Source organism: Pseudomonas fluorescens (assembly GCF_040448305.1).
GTDB classification, from domain to species: domain Bacteria; phylum Pseudomonadota; class Gammaproteobacteria; order Pseudomonadales; family Pseudomonadaceae; genus Aquipseudomonas; species Aquipseudomonas fluorescens_BH.
In genome coordinates this window covers 1187289-1203859 of record NZ_CP148752.1, presented here as the reverse complement: position 1 = coordinate 1203859, position 16571 = coordinate 1187289, and the positions used below count along the sequence as shown (strand labels likewise).

Annotated in this window: 16 protein-coding genes; 12 read left to right on the top strand and 4 right to left on the bottom strand. The window is 59.0% G+C overall.

Annotation, left to right across the window (positions count from 1 at the left end):
* Positions 1 to 17 precede the first annotated feature (17 nt).
* Positions 18 to 1442: a gamma-aminobutyraldehyde dehydrogenase gene (locus WHX55_RS05355; RefSeq protein ID WP_150754241.1), complete on the top strand. Its 1425-nt coding sequence runs from the start codon at positions 18 to 20 to the stop codon at positions 1440 to 1442.
* A gap of 217 nt (positions 1443 to 1659) precedes the next feature.
* Positions 1660 to 3144, top strand: coding sequence for an amino acid permease (locus WHX55_RS05350; protein WP_353742188.1), 1485 nt, complete (start codon positions 1660 to 1662; stop codon positions 3142 to 3144).
* Positions 3145 to 3206: 62 nt separating this feature from the next.
* Here the strand turns inward: WHX55_RS05350 and WHX55_RS05345 are convergent, their stop codons facing one another.
* Together WHX55_RS05345 and WHX55_RS05340 are read right to left on the bottom strand one after the other, a co-directional pair.
* Complete coding sequence (locus tag WHX55_RS05345; RefSeq protein ID WP_150754243.1) at positions 3207 to 3764, bottom strand: hypothetical protein; 558 nt, start codon at positions 3762 to 3764, stop codon at positions 3207 to 3209.
* A gap of 5 nt (positions 3765 to 3769) precedes the next feature.
* Positions 3770 to 4351 carry a ComF family protein gene (locus WHX55_RS05340; RefSeq protein WP_353742187.1) on the bottom strand — a complete coding sequence of 194 codons (582 nt, stop codon included), beginning with the start codon at positions 4349 to 4351 and terminating at the stop codon, positions 3770 to 3772.
* A 438-nt stretch (positions 4352 to 4789) separates the two neighbouring features.
* Between WHX55_RS05340 and WHX55_RS05335 the strand changes: the two genes are divergently transcribed.
* The 3 genes from WHX55_RS05335 to WHX55_RS05325 all read left to right on the top strand — a co-directional run bounded on the left by WHX55_RS05335 (position 4790) and on the right by WHX55_RS05325 (position 6108).
* Complete coding sequence (locus tag WHX55_RS05335; RefSeq protein ID WP_353742186.1) at positions 4790 to 5296, top strand: Bro-N domain-containing protein; 507 nt, start codon at positions 4790 to 4792, stop codon at positions 5294 to 5296.
* Positions 5297 to 5591: 295 nt separating this feature from the next.
* Positions 5592 to 5840, top strand: a complete 249-nt coding sequence (locus tag WHX55_RS05330) for a ribbon-helix-helix protein, CopG family (RefSeq protein ID WP_150728218.1) — start codon at positions 5592 to 5594, stop codon at positions 5838 to 5840.
* A complete protein-coding gene (locus WHX55_RS05325) occupies positions 5818 to 6108 on the top strand; it encodes a type II toxin-antitoxin system RelE/ParE family toxin (RefSeq protein ID WP_218430119.1) in 291 nt (96 codons plus the stop codon). The genes WHX55_RS05330 and WHX55_RS05325 overlap by 23 nt, the downstream gene beginning before the upstream one ends.
* A 48-nt stretch (positions 6109 to 6156) precedes the next feature.
* Here WHX55_RS05325 and WHX55_RS05320 read toward each other — a convergent pair whose 3' ends face one another.
* On the bottom strand, positions 6157 to 6342 hold the full coding sequence (locus WHX55_RS05320) for a hypothetical protein (RefSeq protein ID WP_046041279.1): 186 nt from the start codon (positions 6340 to 6342) through the stop codon (positions 6157 to 6159).
* A gap of 418 nt (positions 6343 to 6760) precedes the next feature.
* On the opposite strand from WHX55_RS05320, the gene WHX55_RS05315 reads away from it, so the two are divergent.
* From WHX55_RS05315 to WHX55_RS05285, 7 genes are all read left to right on the top strand, one after another.
* A complete protein-coding gene (locus tag WHX55_RS05315; protein WP_150754248.1) occupies positions 6761 to 8389 on the top strand; it encodes a glucan biosynthesis protein D in 1629 nt (542 codons plus the stop codon).
* A 277-nt stretch (positions 8390 to 8666) separates the two neighbouring features.
* Positions 8667 to 9581, top strand: a complete 915-nt coding sequence (locus WHX55_RS05310) for a glutamate/aspartate ABC transporter substrate-binding protein (protein WP_150728093.1) — start codon at positions 8667 to 8669, stop codon at positions 9579 to 9581.
* Between the two features lie 193 nt (positions 9582 to 9774).
* A complete protein-coding gene (locus WHX55_RS05305; RefSeq protein WP_056721091.1) occupies positions 9775 to 10521 on the top strand; it encodes an amino acid ABC transporter permease in 747 nt (248 codons plus the stop codon).
* Complete coding sequence (locus tag WHX55_RS05300; RefSeq protein WP_353743023.1) at positions 10521 to 11192, top strand: ABC transporter permease subunit; 672 nt, start codon at positions 10521 to 10523, stop codon at positions 11190 to 11192. The genes WHX55_RS05305 and WHX55_RS05300 overlap by 1 nt, the downstream gene beginning before the upstream one ends.
* Entirely contained in the window at positions 11189 to 11923 is a 735-nt protein-coding gene (locus tag WHX55_RS05295; protein ID WP_057716227.1) for an amino acid ABC transporter ATP-binding protein, read from the top strand. Before WHX55_RS05300 ends, WHX55_RS05295 begins: the two co-directional genes overlap by 4 nt.
* A 183-nt stretch (positions 11924 to 12106) precedes the next feature.
* Positions 12107 to 14008, top strand: coding sequence for a sensor histidine kinase (locus WHX55_RS05290; RefSeq protein ID WP_150754250.1), 1902 nt, complete (start codon positions 12107 to 12109; stop codon positions 14006 to 14008).
* Positions 14009 to 14052: 44 nt separating this feature from the next.
* Positions 14053 to 15333 carry a sigma-54 dependent transcriptional regulator gene (locus WHX55_RS05285; RefSeq protein WP_353743022.1) on the top strand — a complete coding sequence of 427 codons (1281 nt, stop codon included), beginning with the start codon at positions 14053 to 14055 and terminating at the stop codon, positions 15331 to 15333.
* Between the two features lie 119 nt (positions 15334 to 15452).
* Here WHX55_RS05285 and WHX55_RS05280 read toward each other — a convergent pair whose 3' ends face one another.
* Positions 15453 to 16487, bottom strand: a complete 1035-nt coding sequence (locus WHX55_RS05280) for an alpha/beta hydrolase (RefSeq protein WP_150757269.1) — start codon at positions 16485 to 16487, stop codon at positions 15453 to 15455.
* Positions 16488 to 16571 lie beyond the last annotated feature (84 nt).

Below are 16571 nucleotides of genomic sequence, written 5' to 3'. Positions count from 1 at the left end.
TTAGTGAGGACAAAGCCATGCAAACCAAACTCTTGATCAACGGCCAACTGCTCGACGGCGAAGGCCCCGCCCAACCCGTATTCAACCCGGCGCTGGGCTGTGTGCTGGTGGAAATCAACGAAGCCAGCGCAGCCCAGGTCGATGCCGCCGTACGCGCCGCCGACGCCGCGTTCGACAGCTGGTCGCATACCCCGCCGAAAGCGCGCTCGCTGCTGCTGCTCAAACTGGCCGATGCCATCGAAGCCCATGGCGAAGAGCTGGCCAAACTGGAATCGGACAACTGCGGCAAGCCCTACAGCGCCGCGCTGAACGACGAGATCCCGGCGATTGCCGACGTGTTCCGTTTCTTCGCCGGCGCCAGCCGCTGCATGAGCGGTTCGGCCGGTGGCGAGTACCTGCCGGGGCACACCTCGATGATCCGCCGCGACCCAGTGGGCGTGATCGCTTCCATCGCGCCGTGGAACTACCCGCTGATGATGGTCGCCTGGAAAATCGCCCCGGCCCTGGCCGCCGGTAACACCGTGGTGCTCAAGCCGTCGGAACAAACCCCGCTGACCGCCCTGCGCCTGGCCGAACTGGCGTCGGACATTTTCCCGGCCGGTGTACTCAACCTGGTGTTCGGCCGTGGTCCTACCGTCGGTAGCCCATTGGTCACCCACCCGAAAGTGCGCATGGTGTCGCTGACCGGTTCGATTGCCACCGGCTCGAACATCATTTCCAGCACCGCCGACAGCGTCAAACGCATGCACATGGAGTTGGGCGGCAAAGCCCCGGTGATCATCTTCGACGACGCCGACATCGACGCCGCCGTCGAAGGCATCCGCACCTTCGGTTTCTACAACGCCGGGCAAGACTGCACCGCCGCCTGCCGCATCTATGCCCAGGCAGGCATCTACGACAAGTTCGTGGAGAAACTCGGCGCGGCGGTCAGCAGCATCAAGTACGGCTTACAGGATGATCCGTCGACCGAACTCGGCCCGCTGATCACCGCGCAACACCGCGACCGCGTTGCCGGTTTCGTCGAGCGCGCCATCGCCCAGCCGCACATTCGTTTGATCACTGGCGGCAAGGCTGTCGAGGGCAACGGCTACTTCTTCGAACCGACGGTACTGGCCGATGCGCAGCAGGACGACGAAATCGTGCGCCGTGAAGTGTTCGGGCCGGTGGTCTCGGTGACTAAATTCAGCGACGAAGCGCAAGTGCTGGGCTGGGCCAACGATTCGGACTACGGCCTGGCCTCCTCCGTGTGGACCGCCGACGTCGGCCGCGCCCATCGCCTGTCGGCTCGTCTGCAGTACGGCTGCACCTGGGTGAATACGCACTTCATGCTGGTCAGCGAAATGCCCCACGGCGGTCAGAAACTGTCCGGCTATGGCAAGGATATGTCCATGTACGGACTCGAGGACTACACCGTTGTGCGGCATGTGATGTTCAAGCATTAAAAGCATCGCCAGCAGGCTGGCTCCCACATTAGTTTGGAATGCATTTCCCTGTGGGAGCCAGCCTGCTGGCGATTGCGTCACCCCGGGTTCAAGGTAGAAACCAGCACTAAGCACCATCAGGAATTCAAAACAATAACCACCGATCCGGGCGGCGCGCCCATAGCCCCGTCACGGTTTCGGACATCCGAAATCTGCCGATTTTCCGGAGCAATCACACATGAGTGCATCACCCGATATCTCTGCAGCCCTTGCCGACAGCGATGCCGAGCAACTGCGCAAACTCGGTTACACCTCCAACTTCAACCGCAGCATGAGCCTGTGGGAAAACTTCGCCCTGGGCTTCACCTACCTGTCCCCGGTCGTCGGGGTCTATACCCTGTTCGGCCTGTGCCTGGCCGCAGGCGGGCCACCAATGTTCTGGGCCTATTTGCTGGTCGGTTGCGGCCAGTTGCTGGTGTGCCTGATCTTCGGCGAAGTGGTTTCGCAGTTCCCGATTTCCGGCGGTGTGTACCCGTGGGCTCGCCGCTTGGTGGGCAAGCGCTGGGCGTGGATGGTCGGCTGGATCTACTCCATCGCATTGTGCGTGACCATCGCGGCGGTTGCCGTGGGTGCCGGTCCGTACCTCGCCGCCATGATGGGCTTTGAACCGAGCAACAACACCAACATCATCATCGCCCTGTTCCTGACGCTGTTCGCCACCCTGGTCAACCTCAGCGGCACCAAGGTACTGGCGCGGATCGCCATGTTCGGCTTCCTCTGCGAACTGGTGGGCGCGGTGATCGTCGGCGTTTACCTGCTGATTTTCGAGCGTCATCAACCCATCAGCGTGTTGTTCAACACCTTCGATATCAGCGTCGACGGCTCGTACCTGCCAGCCTTCCTCACCGCGTCGCTGGCGGGGATGTTCCTGTACTACGGCTTCGAGGCCTGCGGCGATGTGGCCGAAGAAACCCCGAACCCGAGCAAGAAAATCCCGGTGGCCATGCGCATGACCATCTACATCGGCGGCATCGCGGCGATGTTCGCCTGCCTGGCGCTGATCCTCGCCGTACCGGACATGCAAGCGGTGATCAACGGCACCGACAAGGACCCGGTCACCACCATCCTCAGCAACGCGTTTGGTCCGGTGGGTTCGAAAGTAGTGATGGGTGTGGTGATGATTTCCTTCATCTCCTGCGTGATCAGCCTGCAAGCGGCGGCCAGTCGTCTGCTGTATTCCTACGCCCGTGATGAAATGGTCATCGGCAGCCGACTACTGAAGAAGATTTCCCCTACGACTCAGGTTCCAGTTGCCGCGCTGTTCGTGTCCGGTGTCCTGCCGGCACTGATCATCATCCTCGGCTTCTTCCTGCAAGACGCGGTCGCCACCATCGTCAGCTTCGCGGCAATCGGCATCTACCTGGCGTTCCAGATGATCGTGCTCGCGGCCCTGTACGCCCGCATGAAGGGCTGGAAACCGAACGGCAAATTCACCCTCGGCGCTTGGGGCTGGGCGGTGAACATCGGCGCGCTGGTCTATGGTGTCGGCGCCATCATCAACATGGCCTGGCCACGCACCCCGGATGCCGCGTGGTACATCAACTACGCGATGGTGTTGAGTACCGCCATCGTGATTGGTCTAGGTTTGCTCTACATGTGGATCGCCAAGCCGTATGACCACGGTACGGCGCCTGCGGGGGATGCGTGGAAGGTTAGTCGGTAACGGGGATTTACCCGGCGCCAAAGGTGGCGCCGGGTCGTCAACAATATTTGAAGAAAAGAATACTAAAGCGACAGTTCTGTCTGATCATGCTTCAGCAAAGATATGCGATCGAACAGTTTAATTTTTTCATTTGCTTTATGCTTGGCGTGATCAGACATGGACGCGATTAACTCTTCAAGTTGGCTCACACTACCAACCACTTTAAAGACCTTTTCATCATCAACAAAAACAAGAGATTTTTTATTTCGCGACAACAACTCAATCACATTACTAAGTGTTCCAGTGCTCTTTGCATCCCATATCATCAATCCGTAGTCAGCCGCCTCGGCCATCACAACATCTTTTGCGGTAAAAAAGGCTCGCGATCCTTTGGAGTGCTTGCTTTCCACTGTTCTGGCCGGCCATTTCCCCAAGTTGTTTCGTGGGGCCATACCACTGCAATAAATGGTAGTTTTTGATCGAGACAAGCTCAGGAGATACTCTTGAATAGAGGTGTCAGCACCACCGGCGTCGCCAACCACGACCTCAAACTCAGACGCAACAATATTATCGATACGCTCTTTAACCTTCGGATCAAGGCATTTGATATTGATAGAGCCTGCAATAAATACAGTTGTCATTTAGATCACTTCCAAGTTAGTGCCACCACGTAAATGCTCCGCACCTTTTGACACTTACGTAAAGCTGTACAGGCTGCCTCCATTGATGCACCACTATCAAACAAATCATCAACAACCAAAGCGTTCCAGCAGCCAGCGTTGATAATCACATCATTCACACTAAAACCATCTCCAATAGCAGCAACCTTTTCAGCTTTGGAGTGCAAATCCTTGAGCGATTGTCCGGTAATGGCCTTTCGGAGTAAATCCGAAAATACCGGTTTCCCTACAATACGCCCCAACTCAACTGCAACCTCGGTAACCGGTTGTCGTCGGCGAACATTCGAGGCTGGCATAGGAACGACGAATCCCACTTGATCCAGCTTCGGAAAAACATTCGTTGCCACGGCTTGAGCAAGTGGCCCCACTTGATTCCAATCCTTCTGGTATTTGAGCTGGTAGGTCGCCTCTCCTACCTCAGTACGATGATTATCGAAGCATGGATTTCCGCGCTCATCGTTTCCGAGAAAGGTACTACTTATCATGTGCTTGTCCAGCACCCATCCCTGATCCCAGGGACCGCTTATCTGTTTGAGGGATACTTTCAAGGCACTCTCCATTTTGCACCGTCTGATGAGCGCAAAAAATAATGGAAAAAACGCGCTTGAAGTCCCTTGCTCCTGTACCTCACGCAAAAACAGGAAATTCCTACAGATGCAGCCTTCCTGAAAAACCCTCGATTCCTACAACAAGCGTCGCCAGAGTAGACTTGGTGCCGCGAGCGCCTGACCGATAGGCTTTGCTCCGTCGCTGCCAAATCAGCGCCCCGGAGTCGAAGCCGGAACAAGTCAAAACGGTGCTCGTGTGCCCCCATAGAACTGTGGCTGTTTTATGCCTTCAGTTCTGCATTATGGCGGGCCGTGTGGCGCGGGCCTTCCGGCTTCCGTTTTGATTGGAAGTGTCCCGACTTCGAACGCCACTCGGTCCGCCACCCAACCTGTCGAAGGGTTGGTGGTGACTTTCCAAACCAAAACGGAAATCACGCCATGCCAATGCATCCTCAAAGCTCGCCTCTTCCCTATTTTGATCCCACCGTCTTCACCCGCCACAACCGCTTCCTCCACGCCTTTATGCAAGACAACCAAGCCTGGTTCTGTGTTCAGGACCTTGGGCGCCTGATGGGCAAACCCCTGAATGAACGGCTCACCCTGAAACTCGACCCCGACCAACGTCGCAGCGTCTGGCTGCGCAAGGACGGCAAAACGGTCGAAGCCCTGATGGTCAGCGAATCAGGCATGTACGCCTTGCTGGTTCACCACTTCGTCCCGGAAAACCGCAACCTGCGCCAGTGGTTGAGCAACGACGTCATACCCTCGCTGCGTGATGCGAAATCAGCGTCTGTGGAAAACCTGCCAAGCCTGAGTTCCTTGAATTGGGCCGGAATCTCGGTGCCCTTGCTGCATTACCAACATCACGCCTGGATCAAGTGGCGAGACATGCCTGAGTTGATGCAGGTGCAGCGCCCCTATCCGGTTGCGGGCACCTGCCGCTGAGTCTTGAGCCCTTAATGAAAACGGGGCGGACGCTACCGTCTGCCCCGTTTGCCGTATGAGCACGGCCTCGCCGCTTCAGGAGAGGCGTGAAAGGTGAGTCGATAACAGCGCTCGCCCCTATGCCAGTGGACAATCTGCTTACAAGGCAATCACTCGCAACATTTCCCCTCCGTCCACTGCAGTATCACTGGCTAGAGTGTCTTTTACTCAGCACGTGGTGAGGGTTGACGAACATCACGGTACAACCTAGGGTGTTTACGTGGTTTACAGCGTATACACATTGAGGAAAGCCGTCATGGCCTCGCCCGTTCTATCTTTTCGCGTCGAAGAGCTTCTGGCTCAACAACTGGATCAATTGGCAGCAGCCACTGATCGCGATCGTCAATATCACCTAAAGCGAGCACTGGTTCGATATGTGGAAGCTGAGTCTTGGCATCTGCAAGCCATCAGCGAGGGTATAGCCGATGCCGATGCTGGGAAACTCACCGATCTGGACGCCGTGAAGGCTAAGTGGGAAAAACGTGCCGAACGTAGTACTGACTGAAAAAGCGGAAAGCGACCTCGACAATATCCACGAACACTACCGAGAGACCGCAGGCGCAGACGCCGCCATGAAGATCATCTCGACGATTTTGCAGTCCTTCAAACAACTGGAAGTGTTTCCTGGCTCAGGCAGACCTTCCGTCATGCCAGATGTACGAGAACTGGTTCTTGATCGTTATCCCTTCATTGCTCCTTACCGATTTTCTCAAGGAAAAATTCAAGTTTTGCGAGTGCTCCATCAGCGAATGGAGCGCTCGCAAGATTGGTAGAAAGCACTCAGCCGCGACTACCTTGCCGCGACTGAATACCCGCCTTCTTCAAAACCTCGAAACACTCCTCATCGCATCCACCAGATACCTCATCGCGATCCTGTCGCTCTCCGACAGTTCCCGATAGCGTTCCACCAGTTTCATTTCCTCGCTATTGAGCCGGCGTCTTCGACGCCCCAGGGCCAGACACGGAAAGATTCCCAACATTTCGGTGATGCCTTGTACTTTCGACATGGACGATGTCCTTCTCTAGACGTCAAAGAAACTGCAAAAAACCGCATCGCCCTATCCCTTTTTCAGCAGCCGCTGGGTGCCCGCTGAACCGCACCGGTCCGAAGGGCATAAACCGGTCATGTGCACAGAATAGAAATATTCCGGGCGCTGAAAAGCGGTTTTTAGAGTAATTAGTCGAAAAAAGCAGAAATGCCCTGTAAATCAGAAACCCCTGTCGGAATTGTTTCCCGACATGTCTTGTTTCATTGCTGAGACGGCGCAGTGCCATCAATCAATTTTGCTCTTCAATCGAACGGTTTAAGCTGTCGGGCATCTGTGTAAAAGTCCGTTGTGTTTGGCCGAAGGCATGTCCGAACCGATATTTCTGATCCAGCACGTGCCAGGAACGGCGCGGGATTGTTCACGACAGGTTGTATTTATGCACCGCAGGAACTTGCTCAAAGCCTCCATGGCCATCGCGGCCTACACCGGTTTGTCCGCCACGGGCCTGTTGGCCGCCAAGGCCTGGGCCGCCGGCGGTGGCACCGCTGACGGCGAAGCCACCGCGTTCGATTTCGAGGCGCTGAAGCTCCAGGCCAAACAGCTCGCCAGCAATCGCTACCAGGACACCAAGCAACAGTTGCCGCCGACCCTGGCGACCATGACGCCGCAGAACTTCAATGCGATCCGCTACGACGGCAATCATTCGTTGTGGAAAGAGCTCAAGGGCCAGCTGGACGTGCAGTTCTTCCACGTCGGCATGGGGTTCAAGCAGCCGGTGCGCATGTACAGCGTCGATCCGAAAACCCGGATGGCCCGCGAGGTGCATTTCCGCCCATCGCTGTTCAACTATGAAAACACCACGGTCGACACCGCACAGCTCAAGGGTGACCTGGGTTTCTCCGGCTTCAAGCTGTTCAAGGCCCCGGAACTGGACAAGCACGATGTCGTGTCCTTCCTCGGCGCCAGTTACTTCCGTGCGGTGGACGCCACCGGCCAGTACGGTTTGTCGGCCCGCGGGCTGGCGATCGACACCTACGCCAAGAAGCGTGAAGAATTCCCTGACTTCACCAAGTTCTGGTTCGAGACACCGAACAAGGACAGCACCCGCTTCGTGGTCTACGCCCTGCTCGACTCGCCGAGCGCCACCGGTGCCTACCGCTTCGATATCGACTGCCAGGCCGAGCGCGTGGTGATGGAGATCGACGCCCACGTCAACGCACGGACCGCCATCGACCAGTTGGGCATCGCGCCGATGACCAGCATGTTCAGTTGCGGCACCCACGAACGCCGGATGTGCGACACCATTCACCCGCAAATCCACGACTCCGACCGCCTGGCCATGTGGCGCGGTAACGGCGAGTGGATCTGCCGCCCGCTGAACAACCCGGCGACCCTGCAATTCAATGCCTTTGCCGATACCGACCCGAAGGGCTTCGGCCTGGTGCAGACCGACCACGAGTTCGCCAGCTATCAGGACACGGTCGACTGGTACAGCCGCCGCCCGAGCCTGTGGGTCGAACCGACCACCGCGTGGGGCGAAGGCTCGGTCGATCTGCTGGAGATCCCGACCACCGGCGAAACCATGGACAACATCGTCGCCTTCTGGACGCCGAAGAAACCGGTAGCTGCGGGGGATTCGTTGAACTACGGCTACAAGCTGTACTGGAGCGCATTGCCGCCAGTCGGAACGCCGTTGGCACGGGTCAACGCGACCCGTTCGGGCATGGGCGGCTTCACCGAAGGCTGGGCGCCAGGCGAGCATTACCCGCCAGTCTGGGCCCGTCGTTTTGCCGTGGACTTTACCGGCGGCGGCCTGGACCGCTTGCCTGAAGGCGCGGGCATCGAGCCGGTGGTCACTTGCTCGAACGGCGAGGTCAAGGATTTCAGCGTGCTCAAGCTCGACGACATCAAGGGCTACCGCATCCTGTTTGACTGGTACCCGACCAATGACAGCGTCGAGCCTGTCGAGCTGCGCCTGTTCATCCGCACCAACGACCGCACGCTGAGTGAAACCTGGTTGTACCAGTACTTCCCGCCGGCTCCCGACAAGCGCAAGTACACCTGATGATCGGGTAGCACCCTGCCACCATTCGGTTTTCCGAACGCGACCTGCGGGTCGGTTCGGTTAACCGGATCACCTCAGTGAAATCTCAACGCAAAAAATATTTAATTCCCTTATAAATCAACGTCTTGATCAATTCACACTGGTCTGGCACGAGTCATGCTCTACACTTCTTCGACGAATGTCCTTTGCGCCGACTCATCGTAGCGCTCAGGTGTTTTGCAGCACAAAAGGGCCGGTGAACTGGCTCCATAAAAAAAACAATGTCGAGGAAAATTTGATGCGCATCGTTCCCCATATCCTGGGCGCAGCCATTGCTGCCGCTCTGATCAGCACGCCAGTTTTCGCCGCCGAACTCACCGGCACCCTGAAGAAGATCAAAGACTCCGGCACCATCACCCTGGGCCATCGCGACGCTTCCATTCCGTTTTCCTACATTGCAGACGCTTCCGGCAAACCGGTCGGCTACTCCCACGACATCCAGTTGAAAGTCGTCGAAGCCATCAAAAAAGACCTGGACATGCCGAACCTCCAGGTCAAATACAACCTGGTGACTTCGCAAACCCGCATCCCGCTGGTGCAGAACGGCACCGTGGACCTCGAGTGCGGTTCCACCACCAACAACGTCGAGCGTCAGCAGCAAGTTGACTTCTCCGTTGGCATCTTCGAAATCGGTACTCGCTTGCTGTCCAAGGCAGACTCCAAGTACAAGGATTTCGACGATCTGAAAGGCAAGAACGTCGTGACCACCGCCGGCACCACGTCCGAGCGCATCCTCAAGGCGATGAACGCCGACAAGCAGATGGGCATGAACGTCATCTCCGCCAAAGACCACGGCGAGTCGTTCCAGATGCTGGAAACCGGCCGTGCAGTGGCCTTCATGATGGATGACGCCCTGCTGGCTGGTGAAGCTGCCAAGGCCAAGAAGGCCAGTGATTGGGCCGTAACCGGCACTCCACAGTCCTACGAAATCTACGGCTGCATGGTGCGCAAAGGCGACGAGCCGTTCAAAAAGGCTGTGGATGACGCCATCAAGGCCACCTACGCATCGGGCGAGATCAACAAGATCTACGAAAAGTGGTTCATGCAACCAATCCCGCCAAAAGGCCTGAACCTGAACTTCCCGATGAGCGAAGAACTCAAGGCCCTGATCGCCAAACCGACTGATAAAGCGGCTGACGACAAGAAGTCCTGATTTCTGACTAACCTTATCTCCTGAGAGGGCCCTCGCCCTTTCAGGAGGTGGTCACTTCCTGCTGGCATTTCTGGAAACACTCGAACCGGTGGCTGTCGAGCCGAGCGCGTGTGCCTGACTCTCAAGGTCAGGCGGGAACGGAGCTTCCCCCAAGCGGGCACTTGTACATCGATTGAACTGAGGGGAGACCCTAATGAATTACAACTGGGACTGGGGCGTGTTCTTCAAGTCCACCGGCGTGGGCAGCGAGACCTATTTCGACTGGTACGTGTCCGGTCTGGCCTGGACCATCGGTATCGCCATCGCGGCCTGGATCATCGCCCTGACACTGGGCTCGATCCTGGGCGTCATGCGTACCGTGCCGAACCGCATCGTATCGGGCATCGCCACCTGCTACGTCGAACTCTTCCGTAACGTGCCGCTGCTGGTTCAGCTGTTCATCTGGTACTTCCTGGTACCCGACCTGCTGCCGGCGGACCTGCAAGAGTGGTACAAGCAGGATCTGAACCCGACCACCTCGGCCTTCCTCAGCGTCGTCGTGTGCCTGGGCCTGTTCACCACCGCCCGGGTTTGCGAACAGGTGCGCACCGGTATCCAGGCCCTGCCAAAAGGCCAGGAATCCGCGGCCCGCGCCATGGGTTTCAAACTGCCGCAGATCTACTGGAACGTGCTGCTGCCACAGGCCTACCGGATCATCATTCCGCCGCTCACCTCGGAATTCTTGAACGTCTTCAAGAACACCTCCGTGGCCTCGCTGATCGGCTTGATGGAATTGCTCGCGCAGACCAAACAGACCGCCGAGTTCTCCGCCAACCTGTTCGAAGCCTTTACCCTGGCAACGCTGATCTACTTCACCCTGAACATGAGCCTGATGTTGCTGATGCGCATGGTCGAGAAGAAAGTCGCCGTACCGGGCCTGATCTCCGTAGGGGGTAAATGATGGAATTCGACTTCTCGGGCATCATCCCGTCCCTGCCGGGCCTGTGGAACGGCATGATCATGACCCTCAAGCTGATGGCCATGGGCGTGGTCGGCGGGATCATCCTCGGCACCCTCCTGGCGTTGATGCGTCTGTCCCACAGCAAGTTGCTGTCGAACATCGCCGGCGCGTACGTCAACTATTTCCGCTCGATCCCGTTGCTGCTGGTGATCACCTGGTTCTACCTGGCGGTGCCGTTCGTGCTGCGCTGGATCACCGGCGAAGACACGCCGATCGGCGCGTTCGCCTCGTGCATCGTGGCCTTCATGATGTTCGAAGCGGCGTACTTCTGCGAAATCGTCCGCGCCGGTGTGCAGTCGATTCCCAAGGGTCAAATGGGCGCCGCCCAGGCCCTTGGCATGAGCTATGGCCAGATGATGCGCCTGATCATCCTGCCGCAAGCGTTCCGCAAGATGACGCCGCTGTTGCTGCAACAGAGCATCATCCTGTTTCAGGACACCTCGCTGGTCTACGCCGTCGGCCTGGTGGACTTCCTCAATGCTTCGCGCGCCAGTGGCGACATCATTGGCCGCTCCAATGAGTTCCTGATTTTCGCGGGTCTCGTGTACTTCATCATCAGCTTTGCCGCCTCGCAGCTGGTCAAGCGTCTGCAAAAAAGGTTCGCCGTATGATCTCTATCAAAAGCATCAACAAGTGGTATGGGGACTTCCAGGTACTGACTGATTGCAGCACCGAGGTCAAAAAAGGCGAAGTGATCGTGGTGTGCGGGCCATCCGGTTCCGGCAAGTCGACCCTGATCAAGTGCGTCAACGCCCTGGAACCGTTCCAGAAAGGCGACATCGTGGTCGACGGCACCTCCATCGCCGACCCGAAGACCAACCTGCCGAAACTGCGTTCCCGCGTGGGCATGGTGTTCCAGCACTTCGAGCTGTTCCCGCACCTGACCATCACCGAAAACCTGACCATCGCGCAGATCAAGGTCTTGGGCCGCAGCAAGGAAGAAGCCACCAAGAAAGGCCTGCAACTGCTCGAACGCGTCGGTCTCTCGGCCCATGCCCACAAGCACCCGGGCCAACTGTCCGGCGGTCAGCAACAGCGTGTGGCGATTGCCCGTGCGCTGGCGATGGACCCGATCGTCATGCTGTTCGACGAACCAACCTCCGCGCTGGACCCGGAAATGGTCAACGAAGTGCTCGACGTGATGGTGCAACTGGCCCACGAAGGCATGACCATGATGTGCGTGACCCACGAAATGGGCTTCGCCCGTAAAGTGGCGGACCGCGTGATTTTCATGGACCAGGGCAAGATCATCGAAGACTGCAAGAAAGAAGAGTTCTTCGGCGACATCAACGCCCGCGCCGAGCGTACGCAGCACTTCCTCAACAAGATTCTGCAGCACTAAAAGCACCGGGCAATAGCCCGAAGCCGTACCGATCTCCTGTGGGAGCGAGCCTGCTCGCGATGAGGCCCTGACAGTCAACATTGATGTTGAATGTCAGTCCGCTATCGCGAGCAGGCTCGCTCCTACAGGGGGCCGCGGTGGTGGCTTGCAGATTTGTGTTGTGGTTGACCCAAGGCATCTGTGATGAAATGCGACCCCAATCTTTATCGCGCAGCAATGCCATCACTCGCCGTGAAACCCCGTCTGGTTCGTCATTTGTTCCTGCCGCCGCTGATCATCGCCATGATGATCGGCCTGGGCTGTATCGGCTTCTGGATCAGTGAGCACTACGGCATTCGCAGCCTTGGCGAAAACGGCCAGCGTCAGCTGGAACTGCACGCCCGTGCCGTCGAAAGCGAAATCAGCAAATACACCTACCTGCCCAGCCTGCTGGAACTCGAAACCAGCGTTCCGCAGTTGCTGGCCGACCCGACTCCGGAACACCGGCAGACGGTCAACGATTACCTCGAAGGCCTGAACCGGCGCAGCCGCAGTCGGGCCATCTACGTGATGGACACCACCGGTCGCGTCATGGCCACCAGCAACTGGCGCGATGTCGACAGTTACCTGGGTGAAGACCTGTCCTTTCGCGCCTATTTCCAGAACGCCGTGCGCGGTCAGCCGGGGCGCTTCTACGGCATCGGCAGCACCAACGGCGAACCCGGTTACTACCTGGCCCATGGCCTGGAAGAACACGGCAAGATCATCGGCGTCGCGGTGGTCAAGGTCCGCCTGGAAGCCATGGAAGAACGCTGGCAACGGGCACGCCTGGAAGCCTTCGTCAGCGACGAAAACGGCATCATCATTCTGTCCAGCGATCCGGCGCGGCGCTTGAAATCGGTGGTGCCGCTGAGCGAAGAAACCAAGGAAAAACTCGCCCGCAGCCTGCAGTACTACTGGTTCCCGCTCAACGAATTGCAGCCGCTGGCCCGGGAAACCCTGTCCGAAGGCGTGGAAAAACTCACGTTCCCGGCCAACAGCGAACTGGTGTCCGACGATGAAAACATCAGCTACCTGGCGCAAACCCGGCCGCTCGGCGATACGCCGTGGAACTTCACCCTGCTCACGCCGCTTCAGGACTTGCGCCGCGAAGCGATCAACCAGGGGATCCTGGTGGCCGTGGCGTTTGCCCTCCTGGCGTTCCTTTTGATCGCCTGGAACGAGCGACGCAAGGTGATCGCCACCCGCCTCGCGGCCCGGGAAGCCTTGCAGGAAGCCAACAATCAGCTGGAGCGTCGGATTACCGAACGCACCACCGACCTGCGCGCCAGCAACGAACGGCTCAAGGGCCAGATCCGCGAACGCCGGCAGGCCGAAGAGACCTTGCGCCGCGCCCAGGATGAATTGGTACAGGCAGGAAAACTCGCGGCCATCGGCCAGATGTCCACCAGCATCGCCCACGAACTGAACCAGCCGCTGGCGGCGCTGCGCACCTTGTCCGGCAATACCGTGCGCTTCCTCGAACGCGGCCAGCTCGACGTGGCCAGCACCAACCTCAAGACCATCAACGAACTGATCGACCGCATGGGCCGGATCACTGCCAGCCTGCGCTCGTTCGCCCGGCGCGGTGACGACAAGGGCCAGGCCTGCCTCGGCAAAGGCGTGGACGCGGCCTTGCAATTGCTCGGCGGCCGGGTGGAAAACATCCAGCTGCAACTGCACCGCGATTTCACCGATGTGCAGGTGCAGATCGACCAGACCCGCCTGGAGCAGATTCTGGTCAACCTGATCGGCAACGCCCTCGACGCCATGCAAGCGCAGCCGCAACCCGAGCTGTGGCTCGAAGGCGAAGCGTTCGATGGCAAATATCGCCTGCGGGTGCGTGACAACGGCCACGGCATCGACGCCGAAGCGCGCAAGCACCTGTTCGAACCGTTCTTCACCACCAAACCCGGCGAACAGGGCCTGGGCCTCGGCCTGACCCTTTCCGCCAGCCTCGCCGCCGCCACCGGCGGTCACCTGGGTGTCGAGCACCCGGCCAGCGGTGGTACCGCATTCGTCCTCAGTTTACCGTTGGTAAGCCCCACTCCCGCCGAGCCAATATGAACAACGACCTTAGTGTATTGATCGTCGAAGACGACCCCCATGTGCTGCTCGGCTGCCAACAGGCGCTGACCCTGGAAGACATTCCCTGCATTGGCGTGGGTAGCGCCGAAGAAGCCCTGGAGCGGGTCGGCGACAACTTCGCCGGCATCGTCGTCAGCGACATTCGCCTGCCGGGCATCGATGGCCTGGAACTGCTGACACGACTCAAGGAGCGTGATCGCAGCTTGCCGGTGGTGTTGATTACCGGCCACGGCGACATTTCCATGGCCGTCGGCGCGATGCAGAAAGGCGCCTACGACTTCATGGAGAAACCCTTCTCCCCCGAACGCCTGGTGGACGTCGCCCGCCGCGCCCTGGAGCAACGCAGCCTGGCGCGAGAAGTCTCGTCGTTGCGTCGGCAACTGGCCGAGCGCGACTCCCTCGAAGGGCGGATCATCGGTCGCTCGCCGGCCATGCAGAACCTGCGGGAACTGATCGCCAACGTTGCCGATACCTCGGCCAACGTGCTGATCGAAGGCGAGACCGGCACCGGCAAGGAATTGGTTGCGCGCTGCCTGCATGATTTCAGTCGGCGACACACCAAGCAGTTCGTCGCGCTGAACTGCGGCGGCCTGCCGGAAAACCTGTTCGAAAGTGAAATTTTCGGCCACGAAGCCAACGCCTTTACCGGCGCCGGCAAACGGCGGATCGGCAAGATCGAACACGCCGACGGCGGCACGCTGTTCCTCGACGAAGTGGAAAGCATGCCCCTGCCCTTGCAGATCAAACTGCTGCGGGTGTTGCAGGAACGCACCCTCGAACGCCTCGGATCGAACCAGAGCGTAGCGGTGGATTGCCGGGTGATCGCGGCGACCAAATCCGACCTCGTCGAGTCAAGCAAGGCCGGCGAGTTCCGCAGCGACCTGTATTACCGCCTCAACGTGGTGACCCTGGAACTGCCGCCGCTGCGCGAGCGCCGCGAGGACATCCTGCAACTGTTCGAACACTTTTTGCAGCTGTCATCCCTGCGCTTCGACCGCACGGTGCCGGAATTGGACAACCAGACCGTTTCGAACCTGATGAGCCACGACTGGCCGGGTAACGTGCGTGAACTGCGCAACGTTGCCGAGCGCTTTGCCCTGGGCCTGCCGGCGTTCAAGAAAACCGGTGCCGGCGGCGGTAATCAGGGCCTGGCCTTTGCCGAAGCGGTGGAAGCCTTCGAGCGCAACCTGCTCAGCGATGCCTTGCAACGCAGCGGCGGCAACCTGACCCAGGCCAGCCAGGAACTGGGCATGGCCAAGACCACGCTGTTCGACAAGGTAAAGAAGTACGGGTTGAGCCACTGATGGACCATGCATTCTCCTGTGGGAGCGAGCCTGCTCGCGATAGCGCCGGATCAGTCGATATCATCGCTGGCTGAAACACCGCTTTCGCGAGCAGGCTCGCTCCTACAGGTGATCGGGGGTTAGAGGAGGTTGCGATCGGCCACAGGCTCGATCTGCGCCCAATGTGAAGTGTCTTCACGGTGCTCGCGCAAATACGGCAACACCGCCCCCAGCAACGGCGCCTTGAACGCCTCCTGGAAGCGATGGGCCAAGCCCGGAATCAAGACCAACTGACTGCCGCGCAGATGCGCCGCCAGATGCACCCCGTGCATCACCGGCAGCAGCGGGTCGGCCGTGCCATGCACCACCAGCGCCGGCACCCGCAACTGATTGAGCAGGGTCACCCGGCTCGGTTCGGCGAGAATGGCCATGATCTGGCGTTTCACGCCCTCGGGATTGAACGCCCGGTCATAGGACAGCGCCGCCTGATGCAACAGCGACTGGCGATCGTCGGTGACCATCGGGCTGCCCAGCGCCGCCAGCAAGTCGGCCTGTTGCTCCAGGGCCACTTCGCGGTTCGGTGCGCCGCGCCGGGCCAACAACTGCACCAGCGCCGCACTCGGTGCCGGCAAGCCTTCGGCACCGGAGGTGGTCATGATCAGGGTCAGGCTCTCGATCCGTTGCGGTGCCATGGCCGCCATGTGCTGGGCGATCATCCCGCCCATGCTGGCGCCCAACACGTGGAATTGATCGATGTGCAAGGCGTCCATCAGTCCCAGGCCATCGTCGGCCATGTCGGTCAGCGAGTACGGTGACGACACTGGCAAACCGAGTTTGTAACGCAACACTTCGAAGGTCAGGTTGGCTTCGGCCGGTGTTTGCCGCCAGGTCGACAGACCAACATCGCGATTGTCATAGCGGATCACCCTGAATCCCTGCTGGCACAGGGCGACCACCACCTCATCCGGCCAGTGAATCAATTGCCCGCCCAGGCCCATCACCAGCAGCAATGCCGGATCCGACGCACGGCCGATGCTCTGGTACGCCAGGCTTACCTGGGCCAGATCCACCCGTTCGGTCGGAACATTGACGTCACAACGCGAAGCCGCCAGGGACGGCAGGCCGAACAACAGCGCGGCCAACAATACGATTCGTGAAAAGAATGAAGCACCCATGAAAAAACACCAAAACGCAGAACCCCAGTAGAGCGCGAGTCTGATGAAGTTTGTTCAAGCGCGCTGCCACAGTTCCATGACAGT

Bases quoted from the DNA above. Each gene is read 5' to 3' on its own strand.
- WHX55_RS05280 (WP_150757269.1), bottom strand. From the start codon at position 16,487: ATGGGTGCTTCATTCTTTTCACGAATCGTATTGTTGGCCGCGCTGTTG.
- WHX55_RS05335 (WP_353742186.1), top strand. From the start codon at position 4,790: ATGCCAATGCATCCTCAAAGCTCGCCTCTTCCCTATTTTGATCCCACC.
- WHX55_RS05320 (WP_046041279.1), bottom strand. From the start codon at position 6,342: ATGTCGAAAGTACAAGGCATCACCGAAATGTTGGGAATCTTTCCGTGT.
- WHX55_RS05300 (WP_353743023.1), top strand. From the start codon at position 10,521: ATGGAATTCGACTTCTCGGGCATCATCCCGTCCCTGCCGGGCCTGTGG.
- WHX55_RS05290 (WP_150754250.1), top strand. From the start codon at position 12,107: ATGAAATGCGACCCCAATCTTTATCGCGCAGCAATGCCATCACTCGCC.
- WHX55_RS05355 (WP_150754241.1), top strand. From the start codon at position 18: ATGCAAACCAAACTCTTGATCAACGGCCAACTGCTCGACGGCGAAGGC.
- WHX55_RS05310 (WP_150728093.1), top strand. From the start codon at position 8,667: ATGCGCATCGTTCCCCATATCCTGGGCGCAGCCATTGCTGCCGCTCTG.
- WHX55_RS05350 (WP_353742188.1), top strand. From the start codon at position 1,660: ATGAGTGCATCACCCGATATCTCTGCAGCCCTTGCCGACAGCGATGCC.
- WHX55_RS05330 (WP_150728218.1), top strand. From the start codon at position 5,592: ATGGCCTCGCCCGTTCTATCTTTTCGCGTCGAAGAGCTTCTGGCTCAA.
- WHX55_RS05315 (WP_150754248.1), top strand. From the start codon at position 6,761: ATGCACCGCAGGAACTTGCTCAAAGCCTCCATGGCCATCGCGGCCTAC.
- WHX55_RS05345 (WP_150754243.1), bottom strand. From the start codon at position 3,764: ATGACAACTGTATTTATTGCAGGCTCTATCAATATCAAATGCCTTGAT.
- WHX55_RS05295 (WP_057716227.1), top strand. From the start codon at position 11,189: ATGATCTCTATCAAAAGCATCAACAAGTGGTATGGGGACTTCCAGGTA.
- WHX55_RS05305 (WP_056721091.1), top strand. From the start codon at position 9,775: ATGAATTACAACTGGGACTGGGGCGTGTTCTTCAAGTCCACCGGCGTG.